This window comes from Pseudomonas sp. CH61 (genome assembly GCF_059429415.1).
The window spans coordinates 3,558,558-3,574,209 of the sequence record NZ_CM182098.1 but is presented as its reverse complement, the minus strand read 5'-3'; the positions used below and the strand labels follow the sequence as shown (position 1 = coordinate 3,574,209).

The 15,652-nt window shown below is 58.8% G+C and carries 19 protein-coding genes; 11 read left to right on the top strand and 8 right to left on the bottom strand.

The features are described from left to right. The first annotated feature begins 128 nt into the window (after positions 1-128). Positions 129-491, top strand: a complete 363-nt coding sequence (locus AC5SEM_RS15920; RefSeq protein ID WP_064120708.1) for a DUF6124 family protein — start codon at positions 129-131, stop codon at positions 489-491. Positions 492-577: 86 nt separating this feature from the next. On the opposite strand, the gene AC5SEM_RS15915 is transcribed toward AC5SEM_RS15920, so the two are convergent. The 3 genes from AC5SEM_RS15915 to AC5SEM_RS15905 all read right to left on the bottom strand — a co-directional run bounded on the left by AC5SEM_RS15915 (position 578) and on the right by AC5SEM_RS15905 (position 4,259). Further along, the gene (locus AC5SEM_RS15915; protein ID WP_495470784.1) at positions 578-1,993 is read right to left on the bottom strand and encodes an amino acid permease; all 1,416 of its coding nucleotides are present in this window, start codon (positions 1,991-1,993) and stop codon (positions 578-580) included. Positions 1,994-2,121: 128 nt separating this feature from the next. Continuing rightward, positions 2,122-3,174: an ornithine cyclodeaminase gene (gene ocd / locus AC5SEM_RS15910; RefSeq protein ID WP_495470783.1), complete on the bottom strand. Its 1,053-nt coding sequence runs from the start codon at positions 3,172-3,174 to the stop codon at positions 2,122-2,124. Between the two features lie 50 nt (positions 3,175-3,224). Next, a complete protein-coding gene (locus AC5SEM_RS15905) occupies positions 3,225-4,259 on the bottom strand; it encodes a histone deacetylase family protein (protein WP_495470782.1) in 1,035 nt (344 codons plus the stop codon). Between the two features lie 119 nt (positions 4,260-4,378). Here AC5SEM_RS15905 and AC5SEM_RS15900 point away from each other — a divergent pair, with 119 nt between their 5' ends. Beyond that, on the top strand, positions 4,379-4,879 hold the full coding sequence (locus AC5SEM_RS15900; RefSeq protein WP_495470781.1) for an Lrp/AsnC family transcriptional regulator: 501 nt from the start codon (positions 4,379-4,381) through the stop codon (positions 4,877-4,879). A gap of 76 nt (positions 4,880-4,955) precedes the next feature. On the opposite strand, the gene AC5SEM_RS15895 is transcribed toward AC5SEM_RS15900, so the two are convergent. Continuing rightward, on the bottom strand, positions 4,956-5,366 hold the full coding sequence (locus AC5SEM_RS15895; protein WP_495470780.1) for a DUF7079 family protein: 411 nt from the start codon (positions 5,364-5,366) through the stop codon (positions 4,956-4,958). A gap of 134 nt (positions 5,367-5,500) precedes the next feature. Between AC5SEM_RS15895 and AC5SEM_RS15890 the strand changes: the two genes are divergently transcribed. Further along, entirely contained in the window at positions 5,501-5,713 is a 213-nt protein-coding gene (locus AC5SEM_RS15890) for a hypothetical protein (protein WP_016984584.1), read from the top strand. A 3-nt stretch (positions 5,714-5,716) separates the two neighbouring features. On the opposite strand, the gene AC5SEM_RS15885 is transcribed toward AC5SEM_RS15890, so the two are convergent. Both AC5SEM_RS15885 and AC5SEM_RS15880 read right to left on the bottom strand, forming a co-directional pair. Beyond that, positions 5,717-6,508: a transporter substrate-binding domain-containing protein gene (locus tag AC5SEM_RS15885; protein ID WP_495470779.1), complete on the bottom strand. Its 792-nt coding sequence runs from the start codon at positions 6,506-6,508 to the stop codon at positions 5,717-5,719. Between the two features lie 104 nt (positions 6,509-6,612). Further along, positions 6,613-7,254: an FMN-dependent NADH-azoreductase gene (locus AC5SEM_RS15880; RefSeq protein WP_495470778.1), complete on the bottom strand. Its 642-nt coding sequence runs from the start codon at positions 7,252-7,254 to the stop codon at positions 6,613-6,615. Between the two features lie 101 nt (positions 7,255-7,355). On the opposite strand from AC5SEM_RS15880, the gene AC5SEM_RS15875 reads away from it, so the two are divergent. Beyond that, a complete protein-coding gene (locus AC5SEM_RS15875; RefSeq protein ID WP_495470777.1) occupies positions 7,356-8,207 on the top strand; it encodes a LysR family transcriptional regulator in 852 nt (283 codons plus the stop codon). Positions 8,208-8,216: 9 nt separating this feature from the next. Here the strand turns inward: AC5SEM_RS15875 and AC5SEM_RS15870 are convergent, their stop codons facing one another. After that, a complete protein-coding gene (locus AC5SEM_RS15870; RefSeq protein WP_495470776.1) occupies positions 8,217-8,687 on the bottom strand; it encodes a hypothetical protein in 471 nt (156 codons plus the stop codon). A gap of 165 nt (positions 8,688-8,852) precedes the next feature. On the opposite strand from AC5SEM_RS15870, the gene AC5SEM_RS15865 reads away from it, so the two are divergent. The 4 genes from AC5SEM_RS15865 (at position 8,853) to AC5SEM_RS15850 (ending at position 11,404) form a co-directional block, all read left to right on the top strand. Further along, the gene (locus AC5SEM_RS15865) at positions 8,853-9,518 is read left to right on the top strand and encodes a ribonuclease T2 (RefSeq protein WP_123595092.1); all 666 of its coding nucleotides are present in this window, start codon (positions 8,853-8,855) and stop codon (positions 9,516-9,518) included. Positions 9,519-9,653: 135 nt separating this feature from the next. Beyond that, positions 9,654-10,151 carry a PAAR domain-containing protein gene (locus AC5SEM_RS15860; protein WP_495470775.1) on the top strand — a complete coding sequence of 166 codons (498 nt, stop codon included), beginning with the start codon at positions 9,654-9,656 and terminating at the stop codon, positions 10,149-10,151. Between the two features lie 3 nt (positions 10,152-10,154). Beyond that, entirely contained in the window at positions 10,155-10,883 is a 729-nt protein-coding gene (locus AC5SEM_RS15855; RefSeq protein ID WP_137218725.1) for an alpha/beta hydrolase, read from the top strand. Further along, positions 10,883-11,404 carry a hypothetical protein gene (locus AC5SEM_RS15850; RefSeq protein WP_137218726.1) on the top strand — a complete coding sequence of 174 codons (522 nt, stop codon included), beginning with the start codon at positions 10,883-10,885 and terminating at the stop codon, positions 11,402-11,404. Before AC5SEM_RS15855 ends, AC5SEM_RS15850 begins: the two co-directional genes overlap by 1 nt. Positions 11,405-11,420: 16 nt before the next feature. On the opposite strand, the gene AC5SEM_RS15845 is transcribed toward AC5SEM_RS15850, so the two are convergent. Then, positions 11,421-12,278 (bottom strand): LysR substrate-binding domain-containing protein, encoded by an 858-nt coding sequence (locus AC5SEM_RS15845; protein WP_116030697.1) that lies wholly within the window; start codon positions 12,276-12,278, stop codon positions 11,421-11,423. A gap of 109 nt (positions 12,279-12,387) precedes the next feature. Between AC5SEM_RS15845 and AC5SEM_RS15840 the strand changes: the two genes are divergently transcribed. The 3 genes from AC5SEM_RS15840 to AC5SEM_RS15830 all read left to right on the top strand — a co-directional run bounded on the left by AC5SEM_RS15840 (position 12,388) and on the right by AC5SEM_RS15830 (position 15,627). After that, positions 12,388-13,092 (top strand): haloacid dehalogenase type II, encoded by a 705-nt coding sequence (locus tag AC5SEM_RS15840; RefSeq protein ID WP_116030696.1) that lies wholly within the window; start codon positions 12,388-12,390, stop codon positions 13,090-13,092. A 12-nt stretch (positions 13,093-13,104) separates the two neighbouring features. Further along, positions 13,105-13,878 carry an aldolase gene (locus AC5SEM_RS15835; RefSeq protein ID WP_123595098.1) on the top strand — a complete coding sequence of 258 codons (774 nt, stop codon included), beginning with the start codon at positions 13,105-13,107 and terminating at the stop codon, positions 13,876-13,878. Positions 13,879-14,055: 177 nt separating this feature from the next. Further along, positions 14,056-15,627 (top strand): sensor domain-containing diguanylate cyclase, encoded by a 1,572-nt coding sequence (locus tag AC5SEM_RS15830; protein WP_495470774.1) that lies wholly within the window; start codon positions 14,056-14,058, stop codon positions 15,625-15,627. Positions 15,628-15,652: the final 25 nt, after the last annotated feature.

Sequence of the window (15,652 nt, the reverse complement as noted above, 5' to 3'; positions counted from 1 at the left end):
TGCGTGGGGCCCATTCGTGGGCGCCGGGTTCTAGTGCGACCGGTCTACCAACCCGCGTATGGCCGCCACCCATCGTTTGGTAGCGTGGGTGATGGCTTCTTTTAGTAATCGCGCTAGAGGTTCCATCTATGTTCAAAGTAACGCCCAACCCACCAGAAACCGATCCCGCATCCCCCTACGAATCCCTCAACCCCAAGAAACTCCACGAAGCCGCCGAGCGCGCGCTCGATCACTACCTCCTTCCCGCCGGCCACATCATGGCCAGCGTCAACGAGCCCGAGCGCATGTACCTCGCCAACCCCAAGTACGACTCGGAATCCTTGCTAGCCAATGCCAGTGAAACGCTGAGTTCCGCCTCGGAAATGCTCAACAACTTCGCCGCAGCACTCGACCCCTCGCACCGCAAAACCGCGCTGGGCATTGCGCAGGTGGTGATGTTGGGGGAGTTGGCGGTGAATCAGGCGTTGGATAACGTTGAGGTGAAGGCGTAAAGCCTGTCCCGCCATGGGCTGGTAAAATGCTCGTTCACTGATAACAAAAAGCCGTCACTTCCAGGTGACGGCTTTCTCTTGCAGATCTAGCCAAACTGCCCCGCCGACTCAACCGCAGATTTCGGCTTCCTCAACCGCGTCAGCTGATAAGCAATCGCCAACCAGACAAACCACCCCGGCATCACCATCAGCGCAATCCGCGTGTCAGGCCGCAACGCCAGCAACCCCAGCACAAACCCCAAAAACGCCAACGAGAACCACGCCATCGGCACACCGCCGGGCATCTTGTAAGCCGACTTCGCATGCAGATCCGGGCGTTTTTTCCGGTAGGCGATGTAAGACGCGAGGATGGTCGACCAGGTGAAGATCACCAGAATCGCCGACACGGTGGAGACGATGGTGAACGCGGTCATGACTTCCGGCACGATGAATAGCACCAGTACGCCGACCAGCATCAACAGCGTGGTGAACGCCAGGCTCAGCAGCGGCACGCTGTTGCTCGACAGTCGGCGGAATATGCCGGGGGCGTTGTCTTGATTGGCCAGCCCGAACAGCATGCGGCTCGATGAGAACACGCCGCTGTTGGCCGAGGAGGCCGCTGAGGTCAGGACCACGAAGTTGACGATGCCGGCGGCTGCGGGAAATCCGGCGACGAGGAACAGTTCGACAAAGGGGCTTTTGACTGGGGAGACCTGTTGCCACGAGGTCACGGCGATAATGCAGGTCAGTGCCAGGACGTAGAACAGGATGATCCGCAGCGGAATCGAGTTGATCGCTTTGGGCAGGGTCTTCTCTGGTGATCGGGTTTCGGCGGCGGCGGTGCCGATCAGCTCGGTGCCGGCGAAGGAGAAGATCGCCATTTGAAATCCGGCGAAGAAGCCGAACAAGCCGTTGGGGAATGCCGCTTGTTTGTCCACCAGGTGACTCAGGGACGCGGTGACGCCGCTGGGCGAGACGAACGAGCTGGCGATCAGCACGGTGCTGACGCCGATCAGGGTCACGACGGCAATGATCTTGATGATCGCGAACCAGAATTCCACTTCACCGAACAGCCTGACGGTCAGCACGTTGAGGGCGAACAGGGTCGCCAGCATGCCGACGGCGGGTATCCATGCCGGGACGTCGGGGAACCAGTACTGGAAGAATCCGCCGACCACGACGGCGTCGCCGATCACCGCCACGCTCCAGCTCAGCCAGTACGACCAGCCGAGGAAGAACGCCGCGCGCGGGCCGAGGTAGGCGCCGGCGAAGTCGGCGAAGGTTTTGAAGTTGAGGTTGGACAGGAGCATTTCGCCCATGGCGCGCATGACGAAAAACACGAACAGGCCGATGATCATGTAGATGAGGATGATCGACGTCCCGGAGAGGGCGATGATCTTTCCGGAGCCCATGAACAGGCCGGTGCCGATGGCGCCGCCCATGGCCATTAACTGAATGTGACGATTGCTGAGCGTGCGCTGCAGCGCGGGCTGTTCAGGCAGCCCGGAAGGGGTCGATTTCATTGCAAAACCTCTTGATTTTATGTTTTTGAGTTTTGGCAGAAAGTAGGTGTCGAGCGTTCTTGTTAGAGGTGCAGCGGCTGATCACAAGGTGTATCGCCCCCTCTGGCTTTGGGGGCGGCGGTTAGCGATCAACTGACGGTGCGCAGACGCGAGGTTTTGGCCGGTTGCGGATCGAGCAGTTGGAAGAGGTTTTTGATGTTGGCCGGCGTCGGCACCAGGTGGATGCGCCGGCCGATTTGCTTCGCCTGCGCAAGGTCTTTCAAGTAGCGCAGTGAGGAAAAATCTTCCAGAGCAAAACCTACCGAATCGAACACCGTCACCTGCGCATCGTTTTCGCGTCCGGCCACTTCGCCCAGCACAATGCGGAAAAACTCGATCACCGGGGAATCGGCTGCCAGTTGCTGAATGTCGCCCTCGATGCGCGTTTGCGGCTCGAATTCGACGATGACCCGGGCGTTGCGCAGGATGTCGGCGTGCAGTTCGGTTTTGCCCGGGCAGTCACCGCCGACCGCGTTGATGTGCATGCCGGGCTCGATCATCTCGGGGGTCAGAATGGTTGCGTAGGCTTTGTCGGCGGTGACCGTGGTGACGATGTCCGCGCCTTTGACCGCGTCCTTCACAGAGCTGGCCAGAATGACTTCAATGTCCGGGAACGCTGCGAGGTTGTGCTTCAGTTTGAGGGACGCTTCGTGATCGATATCGAAGATGCGGATTTCAGTGATGCCCAACATTTCATGGAAGGCCAGTGCCTGAAATTCACTTTGCGCACCGCTGCCGATCAGAGCCATCGAGGTCGCACCGGGGCGAGCCAGCGATTTCGCCACCAGCGCCGAGGTTGCGGCGGTACGCACGGCGGTGGTCAAGGTCAGTTCGCTGAGTAGCGTCGGATAGCCACTCTGCACATCCGCCAGCAGACCGAAAGCCATGACCGTGAGCAAGTTCTGCTGGCCGTTGTTCGGGTGGCCGTTGACGTATTTGAACGAGTACTGCTGGCCGTCGTCGGTCGGCATCAGCTCGATCACGCCGTCTGCCGAGTGATTGGCCGTGCGCGGCGATTTATCAAACTGCGCCCAGCGTGCGTAGTCCGCTTCGATGTAGCCGGCCATTTCGCGGATGGCGCGGCGGATACCGACTTGGGTGAACAGGCGTGCAGCATCATCGACATCAATAAAAAGCGTCATGTTCTTGTTCTCCGATCCAGATATTGAAAGGCTGTAGAGCGCGGGCTGGCTCAGCTGCGTTGGCTCTCGAAACCGTGCAGCACGTTGACGGCATTGATGCCGATTTCATCGACCATGTAGCCGCCCTCCATGACGAACAGAGTCGGGCAGCCGACGCTGGCGATCAGTTCACCGATGCCGATGAAGTCATCGCTTTCCAGCAGGAAGTGGCTGATGGGATCGTCCTTGAACGTGTCGACACCGAGGGAAATCACCAGCACTTCAGGGGCGAATTGCTGGAGCTTTTTGCAGGCGTGGAGCAGGGCGTTGCGATAGCTCTCCCACGTGGTGTTTTTCGGCAGGGGATAGTTGAGGTTGTAACCCTCGCCGACACCCGCGCCGACTTCGTGGCTGTAGCCCGAGAAGTACGGATAGGACACCGCCGGTTCGCCGTGCAGAGAGACGAACATGACGTCGCTGCGCTGGTAAAAAATGTTCTGCGTGCCGTTGCCGTGATGGAAGTCGACGTCGAGCACCGCGACACGTTTGGCGCCCTGAGTGATGGCTTGTTGCGCGGCAATCGCGGCGTTGTTGAGGTAGCAATAACCGCCCATGTATTCGCGCGCGGCGTGATGGCCGGGCGGGCGGCACAGGGCGAAGGCGCTGTCGTGGCCTTCATCGAGCAGGGCCAGACCAGTGAGGGCAATATCGGCGCTGGTTTTCACCGCTTGCCAGGTCGTCGCGGTAATCGGTGAGCCGGCATCCATGGCATAGAAGCCGAGCTTGCCGTCGATGAATGTCGGCACCTCTTCACCGGCCAGATCGCGCACCGGCCACACCAGCGGCAAGGCGTCGTGAGTGCGACCGGTGGCGCACCATTCGCTCCAGGCAGTTTCGAGAAAACTGACGTAGCGCTCGCTGTGTGCGTTGACATAGCACGAGCGGTCAAACGCGCGCGGTTCGACGATCTGGCCGAGGCCGACCTGTTTCACGCGGTTATGCACGGTGTCGGCCCGACTCGGTTGTTCGAACGATGGTTTGAGCACGCCGTCTTTCAATTCGGTGCCGTGGTGCAAACGGTGGGAATCACTGAAAACTGTAAACATTCTGCGCATCCGTTATTGTTAGCCAGTGCAAATATTCTGTTCCGGCTTGGTTGCGCTTTCTTTGCTTTGTGTTCGTGATTCAGTCGATTATTCGGGCGTTTTTACTCAGGAATGGCGTCATGCAGAAAAAAATATCCAAACGCATCAGCCTCGACGAGACCGACCTGTCGATTCTTGAGTTATTGCAGGAGGACGCCAGTATTTCCAACGCTGAACTCAGCGAGCGGCTGTCGCTGAGCCTTACGCCGTGCTGGCGGCGGCGCAAGCGCATGGAGGAGGCAGGGGTCATCAAGGGTTATCAGGCCAACCTTGATCGGCGAATGCTCGGACTGGATATCATGGCGTTCGTGCACATTCGTTTTTCCACCCATGCCGATCATGCGCCGGACGCCTTCGAGGCGGTGATTGCGCAATTGCCGCAGGTGGTGGCCTGTCACAAGATCACTGGCGATGCAGATTATGTGTTGCAGGTATTGGCCGAGGATCTTGATAGCTACAGCGATTTCATCGAGCAGGTGCTCAGGCGTCAGGTGGGGATTGCCTCGATTCAGTCGAGTCTGGCGTTGCGCGAGGTCAAGACCGGGAGCCGGATTGCGATTCCTAAACCGGGAAAGAGCTGAACGGGCAGAGGGGCAATCATCTTTCAGTTTAAACGCGTTGTATGTCGTTGATGTGCCATTGCCACGCAGGGCTGTATTAATTCCAGCCTTTGCAGTGAGCGGTAATCTCTGCCCAGACTTGCCGATAGCTGAATCGCAACCACGCGGTGTGCAGCTTATGCAGTTGCCGCCGAATCCAGCTGTTCGTGTTTGCGAGCAGCATTTGCTCGATGTCCCTGTTCAACGCATCGGGTTCGAAACCGGTCCAGACCGGCGGGAGTACGCATTCCAGGTTCCCGGCACAGACGACGGCAACTTCGGCATACAGAATTTCTTTAACTTGCTCCGGGTCGTAGCCTTCGACTTCGCGGGCGATGTAGGGGTAATCGACGCCGCTGTCGACGAAGATGTCGGAGAGGGCTGCGCGGATTTTGTATAAGTCGGCTGGACTCAGCTCTCGTTTCAAGCTTGGGCCTCCCAGCGTTAAATAGCGCTGATCCGATTGCATGTGGCGATCCTTGTCAGGCAGGTTGTCGATTCTGAACGCGCGCTGTCGATCAGCAAAGTTTCATCTTGCCGCGTGCGAAGCAGGCCTAGTCTGCTGAGACAAGATCGTCGCTGTTCAACCCGAGGAATCGTGCCATGCGCCTTAATGTTGTCAAAGTGCTGTTGATTGCTGCTGCAGTATCGGTGTTGAGTGCCTGTTCCGGCGCGGGTGGTTTGACCACCACCAGTTGTTTCTCCAGCGACTGTCAGTCGCCGGAGGGGCGCAACGCCAATACCTTGAAGTTCGGCGGTAACAGTATCGGCAGCAGTCTCAATCAGTACAGCTCCGGGATGTTGCATGACGATTGAGGATTACTGCGCGGCAGGGACGGCAATCCACTCGCTCAGGGTTTGCTGATATTTGCCGGTGACTTTGCTCAAGTGCAGCCACTGATCGACGTACAGTTTCCAGCTGATGTCATCGCGCGGCAGCAAGTAAGCCTTCTCGCCGTACTGCATGTACTGATGCGGATTCACCGCGCACAAGCCCGGTTTGAGTTTCTGCTGATACAGCGCTTCCGAGGCGTCGGTGATCATCACGTCGGCCTTGTTATCGAGCAGTTGCTGGAAGATCGTCACGTTGTCGTGCAGGGCCAGTTGCGCTTTGGGCAGGAACGCGTGGACGAAGGCTTCGTTGGTGCCGCCGGCAGGTTCGACCAGACGCACGCCGGGCTGGTTGATCTGCTCGACCGTCTGGTACTTGCTGACATCGGCGCAGCGCACCAGCGGGATCTTGCCGTCGGTGTCGAGGGTGTTGCTGAAGTAAGCTTTTTTCTGCCGTTCGAGGGTCACCGAGATGCCGCCCATGCCGATGTCGCACTTGCCGGCCTGCATGTCCGGCATCAGGGTTTTCCAGGTGGTTTGCACCCATTCGACTTTGACCCCGAGGCTGTCGGCCAGCGAGCGGGCCATGGTGATGTCGATACCTTCGAAATCGCCGTCGGGGCGTTTGAAAGTGTAGGGCTTGTAGTCGCCGGTGGTGCACACGCGCAACTGGCCTTGTTGCTGGATGCTGTCGAGGTGTGAAGGGGGTTCCTGGGCCTGAACGGCGGTGGCCAATGTCAGCGCACCGCAGAGAGTCATCGTGCTTTTTAGAATTGTCATTGAGCTGGGGGCTTCTGAAAGGGAAGGTTGCCCAGTGTAGTAAAAGCCTTTAGTGAGTGTCATCAGAACGGGTCGCTGATTGGCGGATGACTGTATTGAACGCTTCAGCAGGCGAGATGATCGGCCAGATCCCGCGCCCGTTGTGACGCCGCCAGCCGCGACTCACGGTCGACCTCTTCGCCGAGAATGGTCTTCTCGACGCTCAACTCATGCACATCGCTGATGCCGATAAATTCGAGCCATGCCGCGACGTAGGGCTTCTGAAAATCGAAGCGCTCGGCGGGTGTGGCCGATTGCGCCGAGAAATCCATTCCGCAGGCATAGGCGCCCACGGCGATTTTGTTTTTCAGCAAACCTTGCAGACCGTGCTCTGGGTCGAAACTGAAGAGGATGTCTTTCTGCGATACCAGGTCGATGAAGTGCTTGAGCTTGTACGGAATGCTGAAATTCCACAGTGGCACCGACAGCACAATCAGATCGGCACGATGCAGATACGCGGCGAGGTGCTTGAGCTCATTCCACGCCGATTGCTGGGCGGTCGTCAGCGGCGTGCCATTGATGCCGGCGTACTTGGCGTTCATTGCCTCTTCGCCGAACTCCGGCAGCGGCGTGCCCCATAGATCGAGGGTTTCGACGTGGGTCTGCGGATGATGCTGCAGATAGCGATCGATAAAGCTGCGGGCCACTTGCAGTGACGCGGAGCGTTGTTTGCGCGGTGAGCATTCGATGTGCAGAAGGGTGGTCACGTTAAGTCTCGGCAGTCGGGGAGTGAGTGCGAGGCATTGCAACATAGCGCGCTTCAAACTATAAATCGTGAATAAATCGGCCATTGATCACGTATCTCACTATGTTTGACGCCCTGTTGCTCAAGACTTTTGTCACCGTTGTCGATGAGGACGGCTTCAGTCGTGCTGCGGAAAAACTGCATCTGACGCAGTCGGCGGTCAGCGGTCATCTGCGCCGTCTCGAAGAACAAGTCGGCAAGCCGCTGCTCAAGCGCACTACTCGTTCTCAGCAACTCACCGCCGACGGCGAGCGTTTGATTGCCTATGCGCGAACGATTCTGGCGTTGAATCGCGATGCCTGGGCGCAGCTCACCCGCACGCCGTTTCAGGGGCGGATGCGGATTGGCGTGTCCGAGGATTTTGTCGAGGCGCGGTTGTTGCGCGCGTTGCAGGATTGCGCGGCGCAGCATCCAGGCATGGAGCTCGATGTGCAGGTGAATATTCCGGGGACGTTGCTGGGCCAGATGCAGCAGCGCGATCTGGAGATGGTCATCGGCTCGCTGTGCGAAACCGGCGAGTCGGGGCGATTGCTCTGGCAGGAACCGCTGGTGTGGGCGTGGGCTGCACAACCGGTGACGCAACTACCGACGCCTTTGCCGCTGGCGCTGTTTCCTGAGCCGTGTCCGTATCGTGAGGCGGCGCTGACGCGTTTGGCTCAGGCGGGCATTGCCCAGCGTACCGCGATGCTGTGTTCGAGCACCGCCGGCTTGCGCGCGGCGGCATTGTCCGGCTTTGCCGTGGCGCCGATGCCGGTGAGTCAGTTGGGGCAGGGGTTGACGGCGCTCGGCGCGGAACAGGGCTTGCCGGTGTTACCGGATGCGCAGTTCCGCTTGTTTGTCGCGCCGCACGCTGAGCCGCAGATGATCGATGCGCTAACGCAGGTGATCGTCGAGTTTTGCTCGGCGCGGCGGTAGTAATCGGGGCTAGAGACCGAGCCCTTCCTGCACCGCCAGCAAAAGATTGTTTTCGGTCAGCGCGATGGCATCCAGTTGCTGGCCTGTTTCAATCGACTGCACCCACCAATGGCTTTCACCGTGTTCATCCACGGTACGCAGCAGATAGGTGTCCGTGGCTGACGGGATGATCTGCACCCGGCCTGCGCCATCCTCGGTAAACCGTGCGATGGGATCAAATGTCAGGGTTTGATGATTGGCTTCGATCACCAGTTGGTCGATGGCGTAATCGTGGGATTCACCATCGGGTGAGGTTTCGCAAACGTGGGTCGGATTGCGGCGAATCTTCAGGCCGACTTCGGTGACCGGCTGCAGCCACGTCTCGATGCGGTGGTACAGGTCGTACACCTGCGCCGGCCAGCAATCGATCTCCAGCGCGGCATCCGCATGGGTGTGCCGGGTTTGCCTGAGTTTGGCGGCGAGTTCGTCTGCTTTACTCATTTCGGATCCCTTGGTTTGATGTCTGCCTGTTAATCGTAGACCTTTCAACGGCGTACGGCGTTGCCTTGCGTCATGCGCTTGCAACACAAGCGTGTCGAAATCAGCGCTGGCCAAGTCTGGTCAGGATCGAAAACCACGGACGCAGGCGTCCCAAGGAGCGGGTAGATGAAAAAGCTGTTTACAATTTTGGCAGTGATTGCGCTGACGGCCGGTAGCATCGGTTTGAGTTCGGCGCGCCAATCGCAGTCGAGCAAAGCCCAGGCGGAATCGGTGGCGGGGGTGTTCGATTACTACCTGCTGGCGTTGTCCTGGTCGCCGACCTTTTGCCTTACGCACAAGGATGACTCGCAGTGCACGGGCAAGGGCTATGGCTTCGTGCTGCACGGTTTGTGGCCGCAATACGCCAAGGGCGGCTGGCCGGAATCCTGCCCGCCGCTGACCACGCTGAACGCGGCGCAAACCAGCCAGGGCCTGACGCTGTTCCCGACCAAAAAACTGCTCGACCACGAATGGTCCAAGCACGGCACCTGCAGCGGCCTCGGTGCAATGGGCTACCTGGATGAAGCGGACAAAGCCGTGGCGGCGGTGAAAATCCCCGATGAGCTGCAACCGTTCAGCAGTTCCTATTACTTCGAAGCCCAGGAAATCGCCGACTTGTTCCGTAAAGCCAACCCGGGGATTCCGGCCGATGGCATCGCGGTCATTTGCAGCGGCCCGGAACTGTCGGAAGTGCGCGTGTGCATGGGCAAGGATCTGCAGTTCGGCGCCTGTGGCAAGGGTGTGAAAACCCAGTGTCGCGCGGGGGATATCCGGGTGCCGCCGTCGCGCTAACCTGAGCGGTTTCCACGTATCAAAAAGGCGCCCGATCGGGCGCCTTTTTTGGTCTGAAGGTTTGAAGTACCCGGCGAACTCCCGCATGCTTGCATCCCCGAAAGGATGACCAGATTACATTGCAAGGAGCTGTTCATGAGCGGAAAACCCGCCGCCCGCGTCACCGATCCAACCGCCTGCCCATTGCCGGGACATGGCACCAATCCCATTGTCAGTGGCTCCCCGAATGTGAATTTCGACGGCTTGGCGGCTGCGCGGATGACTGACAAATCCGCCTGCGGTAGCCCGATTACCGGCGCTATTGCGTCGACGGTGTTCATTAATGGCTTGAACGCTGCGACGCTGGACAGCACCGGTGGTCACGGCAATGTCGTCATCGGCGGTTCAGGCACGGTCATCATCGGTGACACGATGACATCGGCTCCCTTCAGTGGCTTGCTGCCGATGCCGGTGCATTTCACTGACAGGTTGAAACTGGTCAATGACGTGACCGGTGAGCCCATGCCTGAGCATCCTTACGTTATTCAGCGCGCAGACGGGCGTCTGGAGCATGGAGTGTCTGACGCGAACGGATTTACTCACCAAGTCAGCTCGCATCTGCCTGAAACCATCAAGTTGTTTTTGGAGGAGTGAGGCATGGCTGCTGAAACGGTAACGTGCGCGAAGGGCAACAATTACAGGCTGCACAAGGAACATGCGCTGACGGATAAGAAGGATGTCAGTGACAAGCCTGTGCCGGTGGAGAGTACCAAGGCGATTGTGGTTTTTATCGGAGGTGCGGGAGATAAGGAGAGTTATTATTTTTCGGGGCCTTATGAAAACATCCAGGATGCCCGACTCGCATTTGATAGGCGCACCGAGACACTAAAGGGAGAAGGGAAATATAAATCGGAATGGTTGGGTTACAACGAAGTCAGAGGAAAGCAGGACATTCAACGGCACGTGCTAAGCCTTATTCCGTATAAAAGCTGTCCCGTCTATATCGTCGGCCATAGCCTCGGCGGCTGGAATGGTGCGCACCTGTCCAAAATAATGTCGGATTGGGGTTACAAGGTTCAGATGCTGATCACTCTGGATCCTGTGGGTGAAGGGGCTTTGGTGTGGCTGGGCTCAGACATTTATCGCGAACGTCCCGCGCCAGTTTCGGTTGATTGGATCAATATCAAGGCAACACCTTCCAAGAGAGACCCATCAGACGGGGTCGCGGACTTCGGGGAAAAATGGATTATCTCCTGCGGACCGTCACTTAACGTAAATGTCGACACGAATCATGCCAACGCACTGGGATTGCTAAACGCCCCAATCGCTGGTGGTAAGTCTGCAAGTGACTTGCTATTTGATTCAATCATGAAGGAGTTTCCGTGATGTACAGGTTTTTCCTTTGTGTGGTTCTGGCTGTCTGTTCGGGATGTGCAAAGGACCATTTACAGCCTCCGGCAAATTTGAGTTATGTGTCTGTAGATAGGTCGAGTTCCCTTTTATATGTCATCAAATATCAATCCGATGTGGATGTTCTGAACCTGTTTGGCCGAGGCGAAAGGCAAGGGATGGCTTCGGGGACATTGAGGTGCGCGTTAGCGGATGACCACGATTTTTCGGTTGGCAAAGCTATTCAGTTTTCTGCGGTGGGGCTGGTGAATTCTGATATACGCGAAAGCGGCAGTTCCAAATTCTCCTTTTCAACCAGTACATTTATCACTGAAACCTCCAGCGACCGAAGTACGGAGAGAGATCTGTCAGCGTCAGAGCTGAACCACCTTCTCGCCAACAAACAACAAATCCCCTGCAAAGTCGTCGTCACCGCCTACGGCTACAAACCCTACTACTCAAACACCATGAACATTCCCGTCGCAGATCTGCTGCGGGAAATCAATAAACCCCAATGATAAAAACGGGGGGATTTCAGGCAAATTCCCCCGCATCCACCCCCAACTCCCCACGCAAAAACTCCACCAACCCACGCTGCAACCCACTCAAAACCCCATCACGGCTAACCAACGCCAATTCCGTCGGCGCGAGTTCCGGCAAATCCGTACACACCTGATGCTCAGGCAACACCGCCGACACCGGCAGCACGGACACCCCCAACCCCGATGCCACTGCCGCTTGAATCCCGGTCAGGCTGTGACTGCCGAACGCCACCCGCCAAGGTCGCTGGGCAACATCGAGTAAACGAATGGCGCGCTGCCGATAAAGGCAGCCCTGCGGAAACAACGCCAACGGCAGCACGCCGGTGGACGAATCGAACTCCGCGCCTTTGACCCACACCAGCCGCTCCGGCCAGGTCGCCCACGCCGGGCCGCTGTCGGGTTCGCGTTTGATCAGGGCGATGTCGATGTCGCCGGCATCGAGGCGCTGGCGCAGATCGAGGCTCATGCCGCTGAGGGTTTCCAACCGTGCTTGCGGATGGCTGCGGGTGAAGCCGGCGAGAATCAGCGCCATGCGCCGCGCGTCGAAGTCTTCCGGCATGCCGATACGCAGGATTTCCAGGTCGAGGTCGCTGGCCAAGGCTTCAGTGGCTTCGGCGGACAGCGCGAGCAAACGGCGCGCGTAGTGAATCAACAATTCGCCGTGCTCGGTGACGGCGACATTCAACCCGGTACGGTCGCGCAGCAGCAGGGCGTGGCCGACGAGGTCTTCGAGTTTGCGTACCTGCTGGCTGACCGTCGATTGGGTGCGGTGCACGCGATCGGCGGCGCGGGTGAAGCTGCCTTCGTCGACCACGCAGACAAAGGTTTTCAGCAATTCCAGGTCCAGCATGGCGGTGCTCTCGATAGTGGTTTTTCAACTGACGATTGGCTATTTATTTAATTTCACACTATCACCGGGCACTCATAAGCTGAAGTCCTCACGACGGAGGATTCGACCAATGACAATGACTCACACCCCGCGCCCGCAGTGGCTGACCTTCGATTGCTACGGCACGTTGATTCAATGGGACGAAGGCCTTAAAGCTGTGGTCGGCGAAATCCTCAGTGAGAAGGGCGAGCATCAGGTCGATGTCGCTCATCTGATTGAAGTCTATGATCGCCATGAACATCGCCTCGAACAAACGCCGCCACACCGCTCTTTCCGCGAGCTGAGCACCCTCGGCCTGCAAATGGCCCTGGAAGAATTGGGCTTGCCCAGCCTGCCCGGCGACAGCCAGCGTCTGGCCGCCGCCATCCCGAAAATGCCGCCGTTTGCCGAGGTGGTCGAGACCCTGCGTGAATTGAAAAACATGGGTTTCAAACTGTGCATCGTGTCCAACACCGACGACGACATCATCGCCGGCAACGTCGCGCAACTCGGCGGGCACATCGACCGGGTGATCACCGCGCAACAGGCCGGCGCCTACAAACCGGCGCCACGGCTGTTCGACTACGCTCATGAGCAGTTGGGCGTCAGCCGCGCAGAAGTGGTGCACATCTGCGCCAGCCCGATGCTCGACCACACGGCCGCGCGGGACATGGGCTTTCGCTGTGTGTGGATCGATCGCGGCACCGGTCGCCAGTTACTGCCGGACTATCGCCCCGACGCAATCCTCAACCGCCTCGATCAAGTGTTGCCGCTGTTCAAATCCCTTGGTTGGTAACGGAGAATCGTCATGGCTCACACCCTGACTGCCAGTGCGCGGGCCTCACGCCTGACAGCGCTGAACCTCGACAGCGAGGCGATCATCACCGCGCGCACCGAGCTGGCGGCGTGCTTTCAACTGGCCGCGCTGCATGGCCTGGAGGAGGGCATTTGCAATCACTTTTCGGCGATGCTGCCGGGGCATGACGATCTGTTTCTGGTCAATCCCTACGGCTATGCCTTCGCCGAAGTGACCGCGCAGAATCTGCTGGTCTGCGACTTTGACGGCAACGTGGTTGAAGGCAAAGGCCAACCGGAAGCCACGGCGTTTTATATCCACGCGCGCCTGCACCAACAGCTGCCACGGGTGAAAGTCGCCTTCCACACCCACATGCCCCACGCCACGGCGCTGTGTCTGCTGCAAGGTCCGCCGCTGTTGTGGCTGGGGCAAACCGCACTGAAGTTCTACGGGCGCACGGCGGTGGATGAGGACTACAACGGCCTGGCGCTGGACGCGTCCGAAGGCGACCGTATCGCCGGGGTCATGGGCGACGCCGACATTCTGTTCCTGAAAAACCACGGCGTGATCGTCGCCGCCCCGACCATCGCCGAAGCCTGGGACGACCTCTATTACCTGGAGCGCGCCGCCCAGGTGCAACTGCTGGCGATGGCCACGCAACGGCAATTGAAACCGCTGCCCCACGCCATTGCGCAACGGGCCTATGAGCAGATGCGCGAGGGCGACCCGCAAAGTGCGCGGGCGCATTTGCACAGTGCGATGCGGCGCCTGGCCCTTCACAACTGACTAACCCGAAAGAGGCAATCGAAAATAAATCGGCGAACAGCGATCATCCAAACTCGTTGTGCGCCGATATACCTGGGCGGAAGCGGGACGTTTGCCCCGTAGATTCCGGTGGGCTACGCTCACAAACATAAGGGTTTCCCCGCTGGCGCCCTTGTCGTACCTGCCCAGGACTTGCTTTTGCCTATCCCTATTCACGATCCGCATCAGGCCCCCGGAGGCACCCTTAAACGCCTGCCGCTGCGCAAAGCGGCGGTGCTGTTTATCGTTGCGGTGGGGTTGTGCCTGTCCGGTTTGCTCTACCTGCAACTGGAGCAGTCGCGACGCCAGGATCTGGCGGTGGCGAAAATGGCGTCGAGCAACCTGACCCGGGCCATGGCGCAGCAGGCCGAGGACACCTTTCTCGCCGCCGATCTGGTGATGACCAGCCTGGTTGACTGGATTCAGGACGACGGCTACGGCGCCGCGCAGAAACCGCGTTTACAAAGAACTTTTGCCCGACGGGTGCAGCAACTCGATCAGTTGCACGGGGTGTTCCTGTTCGATCGCGAAGGCCAATGGGTGATTACCTCGTTTGCCGATCTGCCCCGTGGCAATGGCGTGGCCGATCGCGAGTACTTCAAGTTTCACCAGCAGAACGCCTCGACGCTGGCGCACATCGGCCCGGCGATTCGCAGCCGTGAAAACGGCGAGTGGATCATCCCGATTTCCAAACGCGTCAATGATCACGCCGGCAATTTCCAGGGTGTGCTGCTGGCCGGGATCAAGATGTCGTACTTTGACCGCTTCTTCGAAAGTTTCAGCCTCGATGACCAAGGCATCATGTTTCTCGGTCTGAGCGACGGCACCTTGCTCGCCCGCCGTCCGTTTGATGAAAACCTGATCGGCACCTCGCTGGCGCAAGGGCGGATTTATCGCACGTTACTGCCTGAGGCGGCGGCCGGCACGGCGATGATCAACTCGGTGGTCGATGGCGTGGTGCGTTTGTACGGCTATCGACGCTTGTCGGCGTATCCGTTGGTGGTGTCGGCGGCGACCTCGCGCGACACGATTCTCGACGGCTGGTACGCACGCGCATTCCAGTCGAGTGTGATCGTCGCCTTGGTGATTCTCGGCATCGGCCTGTTTGGCTGGGTGTTCATTCATCAGGTGCGCGATGGTGAACGGATCGAAAAAAACCTGCGCAAGGCCCAGCGTACGCTGGAGCAGATCGCGACCCATGACAGCCTGACCGGGCTGGCCAATCGACGTTTGTTCGAGCGTTCGCTGGAGGTTGAATTCGCTCGTGGCGCGCGGCAGGTCAGTCCGGTCAGTCTGATCATGCTCGATATCGATTTCTTCAAACGCTACAACGATGCCTATGGTCATGTCGCTGGCGATCATTGTCTGACGCAGGTCGCCCAAGTGCTGCAGACGTGCTGCCAGCGCAAGTCCGATCTGGCGGTACGCTACGGTGGCGAGGAGTTTGCGGTGCTGTTGCCGGACACCGATATCAACGGCGCGCTGGCGATTGCCGGGCAGATCCGCCGCAGCGTGATCGACAAGCACATCATCCACAGCGGCTCGCCAACCGGGTATCTGACGGTGAGTCTGGGCTGTTATTCGTTTATCCCGAGCGGCAATGACAGCCCGGAAGTGTTTATCCAGCGCGCCGATGCGGCGCTGTATCAGGCGAAAAATGCCGGGCGCAATCGCGCGGCAGTGTTGTCGCTGGACAGCGGCCTGGCCGAACTGATGCGCTCTGATCGCTGAACTACACGTTGTACCCTGTAGGAGT

Bases quoted from the DNA above. Each gene is read 5' to 3' on its own strand.
- AC5SEM_RS15885 (WP_495470779.1), bottom strand. From the start codon at position 6,508: ATGACAATTCTAAAAAGCACGATGACTCTCTGCGGTGCGCTGACATTG.
- AC5SEM_RS15915 (WP_495470784.1), bottom strand. From the start codon at position 1,993: ATGAAATCGACCCCTTCCGGGCTGCCTGAACAGCCCGCGCTGCAGCGC.
- AC5SEM_RS15905 (WP_495470782.1), bottom strand. From the start codon at position 4,259: ATGTTTACAGTTTTCAGTGATTCCCACCGTTTGCACCACGGCACCGAA.
- AC5SEM_RS15850 (WP_137218726.1), top strand. From the start codon at position 10,883: ATGTACAGGTTTTTCCTTTGTGTGGTTCTGGCTGTCTGTTCGGGATGT.
- AC5SEM_RS15870 (WP_495470776.1), bottom strand. From the start codon at position 8,687: ATGAGTAAAGCAGACGAACTCGCCGCCAAACTCAGGCAAACCCGGCAC.
- AC5SEM_RS15855 (WP_137218725.1), top strand. From the start codon at position 10,155: ATGGCTGCTGAAACGGTAACGTGCGCGAAGGGCAACAATTACAGGCTG.
- ocd (WP_495470783.1), bottom strand. From the start codon at position 3,174: ATGACGCTTTTTATTGATGTCGATGATGCTGCACGCCTGTTCACCCAA.
- AC5SEM_RS15840 (WP_116030696.1), top strand. From the start codon at position 12,388: ATGACAATGACTCACACCCCGCGCCCGCAGTGGCTGACCTTCGATTGC.
- AC5SEM_RS15835 (WP_123595098.1), top strand. From the start codon at position 13,105: ATGGCTCACACCCTGACTGCCAGTGCGCGGGCCTCACGCCTGACAGCG.
- AC5SEM_RS15900 (WP_495470781.1), top strand. From the start codon at position 4,379: ATGCAGAAAAAAATATCCAAACGCATCAGCCTCGACGAGACCGACCTG.
- AC5SEM_RS15845 (WP_116030697.1), bottom strand. From the start codon at position 12,278: ATGCTGGACCTGGAATTGCTGAAAACCTTTGTCTGCGTGGTCGACGAA.
- AC5SEM_RS15875 (WP_495470777.1), top strand. From the start codon at position 7,356: ATGTTTGACGCCCTGTTGCTCAAGACTTTTGTCACCGTTGTCGATGAG.
- AC5SEM_RS15865 (WP_123595092.1), top strand. From the start codon at position 8,853: ATGAAAAAGCTGTTTACAATTTTGGCAGTGATTGCGCTGACGGCCGGT.
- AC5SEM_RS15890 (WP_016984584.1), top strand. From the start codon at position 5,501: ATGCGCCTTAATGTTGTCAAAGTGCTGTTGATTGCTGCTGCAGTATCG.
- AC5SEM_RS15920 (WP_064120708.1), top strand. From the start codon at position 129: ATGTTCAAAGTAACGCCCAACCCACCAGAAACCGATCCCGCATCCCCC.
- AC5SEM_RS15895 (WP_495470780.1), bottom strand. From the start codon at position 5,366: ATGCAATCGGATCAGCGCTATTTAACGCTGGGAGGCCCAAGCTTGAAA.
- AC5SEM_RS15860 (WP_495470775.1), top strand. From the start codon at position 9,654: ATGAGCGGAAAACCCGCCGCCCGCGTCACCGATCCAACCGCCTGCCCA.